The following is a 16322-nucleotide window of genomic DNA, read 5'->3' as shown; positions in this document are numbered from 1 at the left end:
TTATTGATTATCCTGCTCGACGTTTCAAGCGACGACGTTCACGCTCAGACAATCCACCCCAAATGCCGAATCGCTCATCATTTAGCAATGCGTATTCCAGGCATTCTGCACGAACCTCGCATGCTGCACAAACAGCCTTTGCTTCGCGAGTGGATCCACCCTTTTCAGGGAAGAATGCTTCAGGATCAGTTTGGGCACACAGAGCTGATTCTTGCCACGAGAGTGGACCGTCATCTAGGTGTGCACCTAGGTCATCGATGACCAGTGGCCCTTCCCCCAGAATGTTCCACACAGCAGTGTCCCTTCACTTGTACTTATTTCCTTATAGAATTACACGCGTGTAATTCGGTTAAGTCAAGCTGAATTAAGTCTTGACCTTTTACAATATTTATGATTGTCTTATTTTTTCATTGAGTTTCCAACGAATGAGCACAAAAAATGTTTACCAAATCTCATCTTGACAACCTCCTAAATACCCCTGGTTCCCTACTCACCTGGTACACTCCGGAAGGTCGTTTAGATTTTACGGGCCCTAATATTTATCGTTGGTTAGCTAAAACCACTAACTTTCTAATCTCCGAGTTTGGAGAATCACCCCAAGCACTCCTTATCCTCGACCTCCCTCCATCTTGGCGCACCCTCTATTGGCTTACCTCCGCAGGATTAGCAGAACTTGCGGTAACTACTGACCGTTCACTTGTAGACGAAGCAGATTTAGTAGTAACCACAGACGCTAGCTTCGCATCCGCTTTGGCGGAAGAACAGCCAGGATTGCCGGTACTCCTCCAAGATCTAGGACCACTCTCACTTCGTTGGATGGGGCCAACAGTTCCGGGTGCGCTGGACGCAATTGGTGAAATCAGTGCACAGCCAGATACTTTAGTTTATCCTGCATCCGGTGAGGCAACTGATCTGGTTGAAAGCGATTTTATTTTTCCCGAGGACGTTCAAGCAGCAATTATCACAAAAGCAGAACCTGATTATGCGACCCGTATTTGGCATGCTTGGAGTGTAGGTAAACGTGCTCTCTGGGCTGATACCTCTTTAGATATTGAAGCAATCTTAAAGCAAGAAACCCTCTAAGCCTATACAAAAGCTAAAAGTTTGGGGACCTACGAAGAATCGTAGGTCCCCAAACTAAAGCTTAAAGCTTAAATCACATCATGCGTGCACGCTGGTACTGTGCAGAGCCGAAGCCCATGATCAAAGTACCAACTGGTGGGAGCAGTGCAGTAAGAATACCCATGCCGGCGCCCTGACCAAAGGACTTAGCAAGCTTAAACATCAAAACCCAAACAGCAATAACGTTTACGAATGGTACGAAGGTCAGGATGAACCAAACCAAACCTGCACCAGAGACCTGAGATACCTGGTAGAAGTTGAAGTAAGGCACAAATGCGTGCCAGCCGGTTACCCCAGCCTTTTCAAACATCTTCATCAGGCCCAGAGCCAGCACTACATAACCGATCAAGCCCATACCGTACATTACGGTGAAGCTACCTGCAACAGCTTCCTGTGCCATTTCTACTTCCATGCCCATTATTATTTCCTTTACTAAAAGATTAGGCGTTTTTAACAACAGCATTATTGTAAGCAGACTATTGCAGATTTAACAATAGATACCGAGTTTTTATAAGGAAACGTTATAACGCACGCCCTCGGGAAAACTGCTCAGGAACCGTAAAACAACACCTGAGCAACCAACAAAACCAAACCGAAACTAAACAAGAACACAACCATCGGCCACACAAACTTAAACCACTGATTGTACTTCGTATTCAGCATCTGCAAAGTCACCATAATCAGCCCCGTAGGAGCAATCAGCAGCACCGAATACTGACCCCACTGGTAGGCAGAAACCACCACAAAACGAGGGATCCCCACCGCATCCGCGAGCGGAGCCAAAATCGGCATCGCCAGCACTGCTAACCCCGAAGAAGAAGGCACTACAAAACCTAAAACGCAGAAAATTAGCATCATCACGATAATGAACAACGGCCCGTTCATCTGCGAAACCACGTCAGTCGCCGAATGCAAAATAGTGTCAGAAATATTTCCCTCTGACAAAACCAGATTAACTGCTCGAGCCAAACCAATAATGATGGTTACTCCCACCAGTTCCGAAGCTGCTTTCAAAAATGCTTCAACCACAGCTTTTTCATTAAGATTCGGGTTCCCCACTACCGCAATCGTCATCACAATGATAGTAATCAGTAGGAATGAAGCAGCCATCTCAGGGAACCACCAGCCCCATTGAGTAACCCCCCACATCATAATTGGGAAGCCCGCTACGAAAAGAACCAGAATCAGCTTTTGACGCCAATCAAAACTGCGAATCTGAAGAGTATCTAAATCAATCCGCCAGTGGGATAAGAACTCTTCACGGCTCTCGTATGCGAAAGAGGCAGTTGGATCAGCTTTAACCTTACGCGCATAAAAATAAATGTAAGGAACCAGAACGCACATTGCTACCAGCAAGCCGCCGAAACGCCACCAGATTCCCTCAGTGAAAGAAATGCCCGCCGCATTAGAAGCAATAATCGCTGAGAAGGGATTGATAGTTGAAAAAGCCGTCCCCATTGCTCCAGAGAGGAAGATCGCAGCAATAGCGACAATCGCGTCATACCCGAGGGCGATAAATACAGGTACCAGAATCGGATAAAAAGCCAACGCTTCTTCTTCCAGACCCAAGGTAGTGCCGGCAATCTGCATGAGGATGGAAACCACCGCTACCAGCAGGAACTCATGTCCTTTAGTTCGTTTAGTTAGTGCAATCAACCCGGTTTCAAAAGCTCCAGAAATCTGCACTACCCCAATCAAGCCACCCAGCACCATGATGAAAACCATGATGTCAGCGGCTTCGATAGTGCCGTTGACCATGTGGCGGAAAATATCCATCACGCCCACCGGGGTCTGCTCTATTTCCTGGTAGGTTCCCGGAAGGGAAACCGGCTTCGAGATAGTGCCCGAAGTGAAGTTTTCTAAAGCAATCTCAACGTCTAAATCGTCAAGGACCTGCTGTGTTGCGGGCAGAGTTTGTTCAGCTTCGCCTGGTGTACTGATGACGAATTGGGAGCTTTCTGCCTGGTAGGTGAGCTTCGCGTAACTACCTGCGGGAATCACCCACGTAGCGATTGAGGCTAGTAGAAGCAGGATAAAAAGGATACTAAATGCCGTAGGTAGGGCCGGGAGACGGTATTTTTTACCTAATTGGGCATTCGTTGAATCAGACAAGGTATTCCTTCGATAACATTGCTAATGTAATTTTAGTTTACGTAACTCTTTTTAGATTGTTAGAAACCAATATCACTGCGAAAAGTGATTTATTAGACATAGAAGACAACCTACATGCTTTTACCGCAACTTGCCATTGTTATTCCCTGCTATAACGAAGAGCAGGTGTTGCCACTTACTTACCCGCTTTTTGCCGATAAGTTGAAACAACTACAGGATAAGGGGCTGGTTTCAAAATCCTCTTACCTACTGTTTGTTGATGATGGGTCTAGTGACCAAACTTGGCAGTTGATTTGCGATTATGCAGTAGCTGATGAACAAGTGCGGGCTTTACGCCAAAGTCGTAACCGTGGTCATCAGAATACGGTTCTTGCGGGGCTTTTAGAATCTATTGATGTCTGTGACATCACGATTAGTATCGACGCGGATGGTCAGGATGACTTAGATGCTATGGATGAGATGGTCTCAGCTTATTTAGATGGCGCTGATGTGGTTTACGGGGTTCGGAATGACCGTTCTACGGATTCTTTCTTTAAGCGTTTCACGGCGGAGTCTTTCTACCGGGTTTTGAACGCTATGGGAGTCCAAGCAGTTTTTAATCATGCTGATTATCGTCTGATTTCTGCGCGGGTTTTAAAAGAGTTTGCGAACTTTAAAGAAGTGAATCTTTTCTTACGAGGTATGGTTCCCCTGGTGGGCTTTAAATCTACTTCTGTTTATTATTCAAGGGCACCTCGCCTGGCTGGGGAAAGCCATTACCCGTTTTCTAAGATGCTGAGTCTGGCAATCGATGGGATTACCAGTTTGAGTGTTAAGCCGTTACGCTTTGTAACTGGTTTGGGGCTGGCTGTTTCATTCCTAGCGTTCTTACTTTTAGCTTGGATTATTACTGTTTTCTTCCTGGGCAAAACTATTCCCGGGTGGGCTTCCATGACGGCGATTGTTGCGTTTATGAGTGGTATCCAGTTACTTTCCTTAGGAATTATTGGCGAGTATGTAGGGAAAATCTACCTAGAGTCAAAGGGACGCCCTCGTTATATTATTTCTGAGCGGGTTGGTATGCTTCCCCCGGTTTCTTCCGAGGGCGCCAAATGAAACCCAGCTTTAAAGAGGCAGCTCTTAACCTGTGGAACTCTACTGGCTTTCGATTCATCCTTGTGGGGATTGTGAACACGCTGGTGGGAACCTCAGTTATGTTCCTTTTATTTAACTTAACTTCTGCAGGCTACTGGGTTTCTTCAGTGATGAACTACATTGTTGGTTCAATCGTTTCGTACTTTCTGAATAAGTACTTTACTTTCCAAGATTCTTCGCGTTCTTTCCTGCAGGTTTTCCGATTCGCACTCACGATTGCAGTGGCTTATTTGGTGGCATACGGTCTGGCAAAGCAACTCGTACTCTGGGTTTTAGCGGGTTTCAATGAGCAGGTACAAGGCAATATTGCGATGCTTATCGGAATGTATGTATTCGTAGTTTTGAATTATCTTATGCAACGCTACTTTGTTTTTAGTGCGACTGAGGAAGGGAAAACTGATGAGTGCTGAATCGCAAACTGTTTCGATCGTAGTCCCGTGTTTCAACGAAGAAGCGAACCTACCTCACCTTTACTCAGAAGTGAAAAGGCATTAGCTGACAGCAACCTTAACTGGTCTTTACTACTAGTAGATGATGGTTCAGCTGATAACACGGCTAAAGTTATTAAAGAGCTATCTGCATTCCCGGAAGTTGCTGGTGTTATCTTTTCACGTAATTTCGGTAAAGAAGCCGCCATGCTAGCAGGCTTGCACCGTGCGAATGGTGACTACGTGATTATTATGGATGCAGATTTACAGCACCCTCCTGCATTAATCCCTGCGCTTATCTCACGTGCTTTAGAAACTGGTGCCGATCAGATTATCGCTTGCCGCGATCGTGTGGGTGAGAAAGGGGTTCGTAAGTTCCTTTCAAAAACCTATTACCGGATGGTGAATTCTTTACTTGATGAAGTTCGTTTAAGAGATGGAGAAGGCGACTTCCGACTTCTTTCCAGGCGAGCTAGGAACGTCTTGGTTAACCTGGATGAGCGTTCCCGTTTTTCCAAAGGCTTATTCTCTTGGATTGGCTTCCCTACTGAAGTAATCGAATACCAAAATGTTATTCGTGAGGCTGGTGAATCCTCATGGAGTATTAAGAGCCTATTTGAATACGGACTTAACGGGGTACTTTCATTCAACACTAAACCGCTTCGCGTAGTTGCCTACTTTGGTGGAGCAATCTTTGGACTATCGTTAATCTACCTATTTGCGCTCATCATTGGTTGGCTGATTAACGGGGTAACTGCCCCCGGATACATTACGATTATTGCTTCAATCATCGGGTTTGCAGGCATCCAATTACTGGTTTTAGGCGTTATCGGCGAATATGTGGGACGAATTTACCAAGAGGTAAAACACCGTCCGCATTACCTGGTCTGGGAAGAATACTCTGTTTCCGTGCAGGATTAGATTTTCCAAACCGCCCTCGGAAACGTTAGCGAAGGAACTTTTTCAGTACGCGCTGTAATGCCTCGTCAAAGTATTTGTTGATGACCACGCCTGATAATGCACTTAAAGCCATTGTCGTCGCAATCAGTAATGCGGCCCTGCCAGGCGCTTCAGGACCAGCTAAACCACCAAAGAAACTCGGTCCCAGCAACCCCACAATGAAACCATGGAAAAGATAAATGGCATAGCTACCGGCTCCAAGTTCTAAAAGCAACATCGTTAATTTGCCTGGGCGGAATAGTGGCTCCAATAGCAGTGTCCCCACTACCGTCAAGAAAGCTGGAATCCCATAGAATCCGGCTCTTTGATCAAAAAGGTATGCCATCTGCGACGTATCTTGCGCCACCATAAGGTATATTCCCACTGCGAAAAGTACTACACCAGGAATAACCAAGCCGATTCTCAGCATCGGAGGTAAATTCAAAGTCGTATACCAGCGGAAAATAAAATACAAAACCATGCCCGCTACAAACTCAAGTAGCAACGGATTCTGATAGTGCAATAAAGCAAAATTCTGCGGCACGTAATACCAACTTGTACCAACTAAGACAACCAAAGAAACCCCAGTAGCTGCCAACGCCTTAGGGGCATCTTTAAAAATCCACAGTGTCAAAGCTACAAAAAGATAAAAGAACATTTCATAGTTCAACGTCCACCCCTGCCCCAGCAGTGGACCAACTCGAAGTGGCATTTCAAAGGGAATAAAAAACATGGATTTAAGCAAAGTCTCTGCGGTTACAACCGTAGAATTCGTTTTCTCAGGTAACGCTAATGCTAAACCCGCCCACATGAAAGTCGCTAACCAATAGAGTGGGACGACGCGAATAATGCGACGTTGCAGGAACTTCTGGTTATTCTGGAACGCCACCATACCAATGATGAAGCCACTAATGACGAAGAAAATATCCACGCCCCAGGCTCCGGTTTCTGGAAGTTTCAGTGCCTTACCGAAGTCTAGAATCGCAATATGATAGTAGACTACCGCCAGAGCTGCGAAGGCGCGCAGAAACTGGATGCTGTTAATCGTTGCCCGTGGTTTATTCTTCACCACTCCAGACTATCAAGTGAAGACACAGAGAACGGAATAAAACAAGAAACTACAGAAACTATATAATCAAACTATGCATGATTCTTTACGAACTTCCCCGGCGTCAGCGTCCTTGAAAGAAACAGAGACACTTAAACGCAAGTATTTTCGTAAGGATATTCAAGCCCTCCGCGCTTTCGCAGTTCTGGCAGTAGTTCTCAACCATCTTTGGCCGCTACGACTTACAGGAGGGTTCATTGGTGTCGATATCTTCTTCGTAATATCCGGGTTTTTAATCTCTTCCCACCTGTTAAAAAACACTTTAGAAACCGGCACGGTTAATCTCTGGCAATTTTATTCCCGCCGTATTCGTCGTCTGTTACCAGCTGCTTTTACTGTCGCAGCGGTTTCATACCTCGCGGTCTGGTGGCTTCTACCCCTACATTTGCAACCCCGTAACTATTGGGAATTATTCGCCTCTACCGCATACGCAGAAAACCTCTATCTCTTCTCTCAAGCAGTTGATTACCACGCTGCAAACCAGACAGCTACCGTTGCCCAACACTACTGGTCACTCTCTGTCGAAGAACAGTTCTACTTCATTTGGCCACTATTGCTCATCCTCATCGCAGCACTTAGCAAAACTAATCGTCGACGCGTCTCAGTTATTTTTATTAGCGTCTTTACGCTCGGATTCTTTGTTTTCAGCCTCTGGTTCTCACATTTTTCACCCCACCAAGCTTACTTCTTCACCCCAGTGCGTTTCTGGGAGTTTGGACTGGGCGCCCTCGTTGCCATTGCCACGCCTGCTCTTCGTAAACCGGTAGTTGGAAAGCTGAACTGGCTGCGCACGCTCCTAGCCGCGTCCGCGTGGTTTCTTTTGCTACTAAGCGCTTGGCTGATTACTCCCACGTATTTATTCCCCGGTTGGATCGCACTTATCCCCACTCTGGCTACTGCCACAATCATCGCTGTGGGTACCTCTGGGGCACTCCCCTTACTACGTTTCTTCACCGATTTTAAGCCTGTGCAAATAATCGGCGACGCTTCTTACTCCATTTACCTGTGGCACTGGCCGCTAATTATCATTACCCCCTACTTAATCCGCGATATTCTGCACTGGAAAGAAAAACTCGCCCTGATTCCCATTACAATCCTGATTGGATACCTCTCAAAACGGTTAGTTGAAGATAAGGGCTTAGAAAACCAGTGGTTCGCTGATTCTGTTAAACGCACTTTTATAGCGATGCTCGCCGCGATTCTTTGCTTTGCAACAGTCACATTTGCGTTGAATGCACACGCTAAGACAGGTTTAGCTAAAGCCCATCAGGCTTTCGAAACTGCCCTCGAATCCGGCTGTGTCGGGCCACAGGCACTAGCACCTAACTCTGGTTGCACAAACCAGCTGGGTCTGCCTATTTCAACTTCCCTGGCGCCAGAATATGACTACACTACCTTGCCTACAGGATGTACGGAAACTAACCATGAAGTTTCGCCAGGTATGTTTTATACAAGTGCAACTTGTGATTTCCGGGTAAATGGAAATACTGACTCAGCAGACACCATTTACCTAATCGGAGACTCTCACGCCCAACAGTGGAATGCAACTCTTACTGAGATTGCTAAAAAACACCAGAAGCTCCTGCAAATCCACACCATCCCTGGCTGTCCGGTACATGATTTCCGGAAGTTTATGACTGAAGCTGAAGCAATTGCTGGTTCGGGCCATCAGTGTGCACTGGGGTCAGCTTACATTCTAAATAAGATTTCCGCTGATAAACCTGGCACAGTGTTGTACAGTGCCTACGCAAAAACCGAGTATTTGGGTAATGTAACCGGTGAAGACTTAGATAATCAAGCTAAATTCAACCGTGCCTTAGGCGCCACTTGGCAGACCTTGGCGGATGCCGGTGTAAAGCAAACGATTGTGCTTGCAGATACGCCATATAATGATTCCGTCAGAGACGTAAACTGTTGGAACTTCGCAGCTAATCCCGCAGTTGATTGTCGAGTTCCCCGTGTACAAGCTTTAGGCACTGACCCGCTGATTCCAGCTAGCCAGGTTAGTTCGATTCCTTCTGTAAAGCTTCTGGATTTAACTGATTATTTCTGCGATAAGGAATACTGTTACGCAGTGGCTGGGCAGATTCCGGTTTACTACGATACTACCCACGTATCTACGCAGTACTCACGACTCTTAGCTCCACAAATTGAAGCAGCAATCGGACTTAAATGATTGTAAATAAACCATGTGGTTGTGGCTCCCACGCTAGTGGGAGCCACAACCACATTAAGACAGTTTAGAGGTCTTCCACACCACGCTTGCGTGGGTGGAAGAACAATCCTTTAACGCCAGCTTTGGCTAGGCGTAGTTTCAAAGATGCAGGAATTTTCTTACCCCACATCTGCTTCAGCATATTCTCACCCATTTCAGCTACTAAAGTAGGGTTACGCAAAGACCAAGCAGCTGAAACCTGATTACGCACTCCGTATTCGAACTTCCAAATATTCTGTTCATTTACGTCACCATAGTTAACCCCACGGTTTTGAGCCAAGAGGTGATCTACCTTAGAGGTTGGCACGTAAATACCGGAACGGAGTTTAGACAAACGGGTCGTGTATTCTGCATCGTCATACCAAATGAAGTACTCACGGTATGGAAGCCCCTTAGCTTCTACCGCCTCACGGGTAACTAAACAGGAAACGAAGGAACAAGACTTTACGTCCACCCATGAGTGTCCTGCGGCTAGAGAACGAGCCCAGTCCCAAACCGGAGCCGGAGTGTTCATTTCGCACAGGTTTCCGTCAGTCCACAGTACTGAAGAGCAAGCGAAGGATGGGTATGCTCCGCGGGCTTCACGGTAGGATTCCATCCCGTTAAGCAGTTCTTCTAAAGATTCTGCCTGTGGGACAGTATCGTCGTCCATCAGCCAGAAGGCGTCAAAACCTTCTTTGTAGGCTTCTTCAATGCCCAGGGTGAATCCCCCTGCTCCGCCGGTGTTTACGGTTGCGCGAATAATGCGGTGATCAGTGGTGTACTCGCGGGTTGCCAGGTACTGGGGCGTTTCATCGGTGGAAGCGTTATCGATGATGATGATTTTGTCTACCGGGCGGGTGAGGGATTCCAAACCAGCTAAGGTTTTTTCCAGCATTTCGCGACGGTTGAAAGTTACTACTACTGCTGCGACCTTCATTTTTCTTAGCTCTTTTCTTCTTTATTCTGCTGAAACTGGGTTCAGGCAAGCGCGGAAGTTCGCATCCGCATAATGTTCACTAAAATAGTCTGATGCTGACTGCTGACGGCGAAGCTCATCAGTTAAAGCTTTCTGCTGTGCAGCTACCAGCTGATAGAATTCGGGGTCTTCTGCCAGGCGTTTCAAAAGTGGTACGCTCTGTTTGATGAAGCCGATTGGTTCACGTGGCAGTAATGCGAGTTCTGAAACGACGGAATACTGGCTTCCGACATTAGCTGATACTACTGCTACCCCGGCGGCATCGGCTTCAATGGTAGTGAGGGTTAGGCCCTCATTTTCAGAGGTGATAACAAGAATATCAATGTCGTTAAAGAACTCTTCCACCGGTGCCCACGGGCGCCGTTCTACTACGTTTTCTAAGCCCCAACGCTTCAGCTGCTGGGTGACAATCTTTTCAAGTTCACCAGAGCCTTGCATGATAAAGCTAAATTGTCCCGGGTAGCGGCGATGCAGGTAGGCAGCTAGCATGATGAACAGCACTGGGCGTTTCTGCGCAGATAAGCGCCCCAGGAATCCCAGCCGTACGGGATTATTATCGAGGGCGGAAATTTCAGCTATTTCACTCTGATCTGAAGTTAGCTGTGTCAGAGGTCGATAGAGAACTTTTTCAGCTTCTACCCCGTGATTGGCATACATCTTCACTAGTTGTGGAGAGATCACATGGTGGAGGTTAATCCACTGGCTAGTACCAACCGAAGAACGCACGAAACCGCCACCGCGGTGTTCAGCAATATGAGTTGAATCTTCCACCCAAATCTTTGGGTAGAGCGATTTCAGCAGCGGTAGCTGTGTGTAGACGAACTCTGAATGGTGGATATGTAGTTTACCGGGACGATGGGTTTCCATAATTCCCACCAGTACGCTACTCCAGTCCTGTTTCAGTACGCCCTGACCGATTACGTAAATGTCATCAGAAAGTTCACTAGCTAAGCGTAGCTGACGTTGCGGGGCAGCTCGATCAAAAGTGAAAACCAGCTTAAAACCGGCAGCTTTAGCAAGGCGCGCTTGCTCCCATGCCCACGATTCAGCGCCACCGGATTCTGCCCAGTGCATAGCTACCCACATGACTTCCGGGTTCAGTTCAGTGTCTTCCCCACGGTTAGTAAACATTGGTGGGAATAGTTTTGCTGGACGCCCTCGACCGTTCTCATTGCGTTTCTGACGGTAAACGTCCAGAGTGAACGGAACCTTATGATAAAGCTTCGTATAAACTTTCGCTGCGATTGCTTCAAACTTAGAGCGGTTTAAACGAATCTCAAAATTCGCAGGAACCTCAATCAACTCTAGAGTAGGCACTGCCACTACGACTCTGGAAATCTTTTGCCGCTTCACTCCTGCAGGGTAAGCCAAAATCGTACCCACATAGGCGTCCCCCATGAAAATATCCCGCAGCTCACGTGGATCTTCATTGAGGTTAATCATTGGCTCATGCGCCTGCTGAGATAAGTAAACTTCAACCGCGTTCTTTGCCAGCAGCAGAGGTCGAATAACTGCTGCCACCCAGTTATTATCCAGGCGAGAAAGAATCTGCGCTCCCAGTTCCGTTAACTGCACTTGGAACTTATATCCCGGTAGCTGTAGTTCCAGGTCGGCTGCTAATGCGTCCACTAATTGCTGGTGCTTCAGGTCAGACATGACGCATCCTCTCTACGGCAGACTTAGCATCCGTATCGGCAACTAACTTGCCTTTTTCTAAAACAATGCCCCGGTCACAAAGTTCTGCCACCATGTCTAAATCATGGCTCACAATAACCAAAGACTTGCCTTGGTCTTTCAACTCGTGGATACGGGTTAGACATTTCTTTTGGAATGGTTCATCCCCCACTGCCAAGATTTCATCCACCAAGAAAATATCCGGGTCAGTGTGTACTGCTACTGAGAAAGCCAAACGCAGGAACATACCAGAAGAATAGAACTTAACTTCTGTTTCGATGAACTTCTCAATTTCTGAAAACTTCACAATGTCATCGTAGGCGGCTTCAATATGGTCTTTACTCATGCCGAGGATAGCGCCGTTTAGGAAAATATTTTCACGGCCAGTTAAATCTGGGTGGAAGCCCGCGCCCACTTCGATTAGACCTGCTACTTGACCGCGTACCCCAATGTAGCCAGAATCTTCACGCATCACACCGGAGATTAGTTTCAGCATGGTTGATTTGCCGGAACCGTTGTGGCCCAGTAGTGCAATCGTGTCGCTTTCATTAACTTCAAAGGATACATCGTTTAGAGCTCGGAACTGCTCTGAGATTTGATCCCGACGTCCAGTGAGAGACCAAACGATAGTTTCTTTCAAAGTGTGCGTGCGGCGAAGAGTAAACTCTTTCGTAACGTTTTCTACTTTAATAACGGGAGCTTTAGTAGTCATGAAATCACAGCTCCTGCGCAAATCGAGGGTCAAGTTTACGGAATACTAATTCACCAATTAGCAGGGTAACCACAGCGGTTACACCAGCGATACCAGCCCAGAACCACATGTCTGGGGGCATAATATCGGCTTTAGCGGCGGAGTCAGCTGGTAACGTCGGTGCCCAGAATACGTAGTGGAAGAGCTCTACAACTACCGTCAATGGATTCAGCTGGTAGAGGGTCCATAACCAGGAATCAGCTCCCAAAGCATGCTGTACCATGGACCACTTGTAAAGAACTGGCGAAGACCACGTGGCAACCATCAGCATCAGTTCTACGAAGTTTTCCGCGTCTCGGAAGAATACGTTTAAGGCGCCGGCTAATAAGCCTAAGCCCAGTGCAAATACCGTCACGATAAAAAACGCATAGATGAATACGCCGAATTCAATGATTCCGGGACGCCATCCTGCAATCAAAGCCCCCACTGTAAGAATCACCAGTTGCGGAATAAAGTGAATGAAAGCCACCCAGGCGGAAGCTACCGGAAAGAGCTCGCGTGGCAGGTAGATTTTCTTTACTAAAGGAGTATTCCACACCACTGACCGAGTATCGTTGTTGAAAATTTCGGTGAAGAAATTGATTGCAACTACGCCAGCGAACATGTAGATTACGTAGTTTTCAATATTGCGGTTCATCCCCATGAACATGCCGATAGCAAAATAGAAAACTAAAAACTGTACGGCTGGTTTAGCGTAGCTCCACAGCATACCGAGGACTGAACCGCGGTATCGAACCCGCAGTTCTTTATGTACCAGCAGAGAAAGCAAGTACTGTTTCTGGAAGACTTCAAGAAGTCCTTTAGATCGTCCTGGGCGGACGAACTTCTGGGTTTCGACGCTCAAAAGTTACTCTCCTGCAGTTTCTGCTTGGGAAAATCGTGGTTCTAGCTGGTTATCCCACATAGACAGTGCAGAGGCAATCGCCATGTGCATGTCTAAATACTGGTAGGTTCCCAGACGTCCTCCGAAATATACGTCAGTTTCTTTCTCTGCCAACTGACGGTACTGCAAGACTGCTTCCCGGTCGGCAGTGGAGTTAACTGGATAGTAAGGCTCATCGTCACGGGTTGCGAAACGCGAGTATTCACGCATAATCACGGTCTTATCAGTAGGATAATCGCGTTCTGGATGGAAGTGCCGGAACTCGTGAATACGGGTGTAAGGTACATCCACGTCACCGTAGTTCATTACGGAAGTCCCCTGGAAGTCGCCTACCGGCAATACTTCTTCTTCAAAATCTAGAGTACGCCAAGTTAATTCACCGGCAGCGTAATCAAAGTAGCGATCTACTGGACCAGTGTAAATAACTGGCACCTTTCCAACTACCTTATCTTTAGACAGTTCATGAGACTCGTCGAAGAAATCAGTATTCAAGTAAACGTCAATCAGCTCATGATCTGCCATGCGTTCCAGCCAAGCTGCGTAACCGTCAGTCGGAAGCCCCTCATACTTATCTGAGAAGTAGCGAGTGTCGTAGTTATAACGCATTGGCAAACGAGAAATGATTGAGGCCGGCAGGGTCTTAGGATCTGTCTGCCATTGTTTCGCCGTATATCCCTTGAAGAAAGCTTCAAAAAGTGGGCGTCCGACTAAAGAAATGCCCTTTGATTCAAAGTCAGTGATTTCAGTTCCAGCGACTTCTGCAGCCTGTTCTTTAACTAAGGCTTTAGCTTCTTCCGGAGAATAGGCTGCGCGGAAGAACTGGTTAATCGTTCCCAGGTTCACTGGCATTGGGAAGACTTCCCCGTTCACGGTAGTCATCACGCGGTGTACGTAGTTCGTGAAGGAGGTGAAGCGGTTTACGTATTCCCAAACGCGTTCGTTAGAAGTGTGGAAGAGGTGTGCCCCATAACGGTGTACTTCAATACCGGTGGTTTCTTCATTTTCTGAGTATGCGTTTCCGCCGATGTGGTGGCGGCGTTCCAGCATTGCTACTCGCAAGCCTTTTTCTTCCGCGCACTGGCGTGCAATAGTCAGACCGAACAGTCCGGTTCCCACTACGATAACGTCGTATTTCATGGGGCCTCCTGATTAATAAGCTTATAATCTATTCTATTTTAGTCGTTCACAGCGGTTTTCGCGTTAAACCAATGTTTGCCAGCAATATTGCGGTAGAGGTTTTTGCGTAGTTCTGCCGGGATTAAGCGGTATCCAGCACGAATCAGCAGGTTACGAGCAAACTGTTTTTTCGTGGTGAAACCGTAATCATAAAAGCGTTTTTGTAGTTCGATTTCAGCTTTGAATAACTCTAATCCACCGCGCCGATTATAGGCACCGCTTCCAACTCGGTAGGCTACTAGTGGTTCAGCTAGGTTTGCGCAACGAACTCCCAGTTGCAGCATGCGTGCGAATAACCAGTAGTCTTCAAGGCGTTCACATTCTTCATAACCGCCCGAGATAACTACCGCACTCTTGCGGAATACTACTGTTGGGTGGTTGAAAGGGTCACGGAAACGCGCGACTTCGTTAATTTCTGCTTGGGTAAGTGGCAGAACCCGAATCATCCCCCATTGAGTTTCATCTTCTTCAAACTCTGCGATTGCAGAGCCCAGGATATCCAGGTCTTTCATAAGTGGAATCTGCGTTTCAAAACGGTGTGGTAACGACACGTCATCAGAGTCAGCGCGGGCAACTAACTCATAATCGCAGTAGCTTAACCCCTGGTCCAATGCTTGGGCGAGACCGCGATTTTCTTCTAAGGTTACGTGAGTTACTTCCTGTGCGGTGATTTCTGTAGCTGCGTCGATTACAGCTTGGAGCGCTTCATTCACGGGACCGTCTTGGACCAGTACGATTTGGTTTGGTCGCCGGGTTTGTTCCTTAGAAATGGATTCTAATGCGCGCTTAAAATGTGCTGGATGGTCGCCGTGGTAGACACTCATGAGTACTGAAAATTCAGTGTTTTCTTCCCCTACTTCAAAGAGGTTAGCCGGAGCAAGTAACGCATTTACGTCTGCTGCTACCGGGGTGTCAGCCAGGAGTTCTACGGTGGTGGGAACTGTTTGTAACCCGGCTTTGATACCGTCTTTAGCGTGGTTCAGTAGTGCTGTTGGGTCGCTTGAGTTGCGTACGGTCTGTGCCCAACGAAGCAGGGTTTTGCCACCGTATAGTAGTTTTTCTGCCGGGTTTAAGCCGTTGGAGCGCAGATACATCCAAACTTTATTACGGGTTTCGTTAAAGAACCGTGGTCCTGGGTCGGCTGAGGAGTCACCGAACTTTTTAGTTTTGTGTTCCACGATGGAAGCTGGAACGTATAGACCGATGCGGTTACGGAGCAGGCGGGAAGTGTACTCAAAATCATCATTCCATAGGAAGTAGGCGGCTTCTGGTAGACCTTCTTCAAGGATGGCGCGGGCATCCAGCAGGATTGAGACGAATGAGGCTGTGCGAATGGGAATACACCCGATTTCTTCGGCAGCTTGGGCGATTTCTTTCGCTAGCATCGGGCGTTTCCGAGGGCGGTTCATGGGATGTTCCCGCCCGTCAGTCCAGACTGCTTTAGAAGCTAGCACTGCGGGCTGACCTGGATAAGCTTCACGAGCTGCGAGGAGTGCTTCCAAAGCAGTCGCAGTGGGGACTGTGTCGTCGTCCATAATCCACACAAAGTCTGCATCGTGAGTAGCTACTGCGCGTGCAATACCAGCTGCGAAGCCACCTGCCCCACCCAAGTTACGAGGCATTATCAGCACTTCGGTAGTCACTGGGTGGTTGCGCGCTACTTCAGGTGAATGATCAGTAGAAGCATTGTCAATCACTACAACTGCATCGAGGGGACGGGTTTGTGAGGTTAAGCCGTCTAAAGTTTCTTGTAGAAGCTGGGGACGATTCCAAGCTACCACGACACCTACGATTTTAAGGGCGGTGTTTTCGATACTCATTA

15 protein-coding genes are annotated in these 16322 nt (G+C 47.3%); 5 read left to right on the top strand and 10 right to left on the bottom strand.

Going from position 1 to position 16322, the window contains the following annotated elements; genetic code table 11:
* Positions 1–7: 7 nt before the first annotated feature.
* A complete protein-coding gene (locus HMPREF0044_RS02865; RefSeq protein WP_245528814.1) occupies positions 8–265 on the bottom strand; it encodes a WhiB family transcriptional regulator in 258 nt (85 codons plus the stop codon).
* 173 nt (positions 266–438) lie between these two features.
* Between HMPREF0044_RS02865 and HMPREF0044_RS02860 the strand changes: the two genes are divergently transcribed.
* Entirely contained in the window at positions 439–1083 is a 645-nt protein-coding gene (locus tag HMPREF0044_RS02860) for a hypothetical protein (RefSeq protein WP_006546602.1), read from the top strand.
* Positions 1084–1156: 73 nt separating this feature from the next.
* Here the strand turns inward: HMPREF0044_RS02860 and HMPREF0044_RS02855 are convergent, their stop codons facing one another.
* Together HMPREF0044_RS02855 and HMPREF0044_RS02850 are read right to left on the bottom strand one after the other, a co-directional pair.
* Entirely contained in the window at positions 1157–1540 is a 384-nt protein-coding gene (locus HMPREF0044_RS02855; RefSeq protein ID WP_040312754.1) for a DUF5684 domain-containing protein, read from the bottom strand.
* A gap of 131 nt (positions 1541–1671) precedes the next feature.
* Positions 1672–3234: a YfcC family protein gene (locus HMPREF0044_RS02850; RefSeq protein WP_006546600.1), complete on the bottom strand. Its 1563-nt coding sequence runs from the start codon at positions 3232–3234 to the stop codon at positions 1672–1674.
* A 114-nt stretch (positions 3235–3348) separates the two neighbouring features.
* On the opposite strand from HMPREF0044_RS02850, the gene HMPREF0044_RS02845 reads away from it, so the two are divergent.
* The 3 genes from HMPREF0044_RS02845 to HMPREF0044_RS02835 are packed head-to-tail and all read left to right on the top strand — an operon-like array spanning position 3349 to position 5717.
* A complete protein-coding gene (locus HMPREF0044_RS02845) occupies positions 3349–4329 on the top strand; it encodes a glycosyltransferase family 2 protein (protein WP_006546599.1) in 981 nt (326 codons plus the stop codon).
* Complete coding sequence (locus HMPREF0044_RS02840) at positions 4326–4778, top strand: GtrA family protein (RefSeq protein ID WP_006546598.1); 453 nt, start codon at positions 4326–4328, stop codon at positions 4776–4778. Before HMPREF0044_RS02845 ends, HMPREF0044_RS02840 begins: the two co-directional genes overlap by 4 nt.
* Positions 4779–4805: 27 nt before the next feature.
* A complete protein-coding gene (locus HMPREF0044_RS02835; RefSeq protein WP_006546597.1) occupies positions 4806–5717 on the top strand; it encodes a glycosyltransferase family 2 protein in 912 nt (303 codons plus the stop codon).
* A gap of 25 nt (positions 5718–5742) precedes the next feature.
* On the opposite strand, the gene HMPREF0044_RS02830 is transcribed toward HMPREF0044_RS02835, so the two are convergent.
* Entirely contained in the window at positions 5743–6804 is a 1062-nt protein-coding gene (locus tag HMPREF0044_RS02830) for an acyltransferase family protein (protein WP_040312753.1), read from the bottom strand.
* A gap of 73 nt (positions 6805–6877) precedes the next feature.
* Here HMPREF0044_RS02830 and HMPREF0044_RS02825 point away from each other — a divergent pair, with 73 nt between their 5' ends.
* Positions 6878–9019 (top strand): acyltransferase family protein, encoded by a 2142-nt coding sequence (locus HMPREF0044_RS02825; RefSeq protein WP_006546595.1) that lies wholly within the window; start codon positions 6878–6880, stop codon positions 9017–9019.
* Between the two features lie 64 nt (positions 9020–9083).
* Here the strand turns inward: HMPREF0044_RS02825 and HMPREF0044_RS02820 are convergent, their stop codons facing one another.
* The 6 genes from HMPREF0044_RS02820 to HMPREF0044_RS02795 are packed head-to-tail and all read right to left on the bottom strand — an operon-like array spanning position 9084 to position 16320.
* Positions 9084–9977, bottom strand: coding sequence for a glycosyltransferase family 2 protein (locus HMPREF0044_RS02820; protein WP_006546594.1), 894 nt, complete (start codon positions 9975–9977; stop codon positions 9084–9086).
* Positions 9978–9998: 21 nt separating this feature from the next.
* The gene (locus tag HMPREF0044_RS02815) at positions 9999–11672 is read right to left on the bottom strand and encodes a glycosyltransferase (protein ID WP_006546593.1); all 1674 of its coding nucleotides are present in this window, start codon (positions 11670–11672) and stop codon (positions 9999–10001) included.
* Positions 11665–12402 carry an ABC transporter ATP-binding protein gene (locus HMPREF0044_RS02810; RefSeq protein WP_006546592.1) on the bottom strand — a complete coding sequence of 246 codons (738 nt, stop codon included), beginning with the start codon at positions 12400–12402 and terminating at the stop codon, positions 11665–11667. The genes HMPREF0044_RS02815 and HMPREF0044_RS02810 overlap by 8 nt, the downstream gene beginning before the upstream one ends.
* Positions 12403–12406: 4 nt before the next feature.
* Entirely contained in the window at positions 12407–13285 is an 879-nt protein-coding gene (locus HMPREF0044_RS02805; protein ID WP_006546591.1) for an ABC transporter permease, read from the bottom strand.
* A gap of 3 nt (positions 13286–13288) precedes the next feature.
* Complete coding sequence (gene glf, locus HMPREF0044_RS02800; protein ID WP_006546590.1) at positions 13289–14461, bottom strand: UDP-galactopyranose mutase; 1173 nt, start codon at positions 14459–14461, stop codon at positions 13289–13291.
* Positions 14462–14499: 38 nt separating this feature from the next.
* Complete coding sequence (locus HMPREF0044_RS02795; protein ID WP_006546589.1) at positions 14500–16320, bottom strand: glycosyltransferase; 1821 nt, start codon at positions 16318–16320, stop codon at positions 14500–14502.
* Positions 16321–16322 lie beyond the last annotated feature (2 nt).

Origin of the sequence: Gleimia coleocanis DSM 15436, assembly GCF_000159015.1 — a bacterium.
Classification (GTDB): Bacteria; Actinomycetota; Actinomycetes; order Actinomycetales; family Actinomycetaceae; genus Gleimia; species Gleimia coleocanis.
Note: the sequence above shows the minus strand (reverse complement) of the source record. Positions and strands in the feature narration are given on the sequence as shown.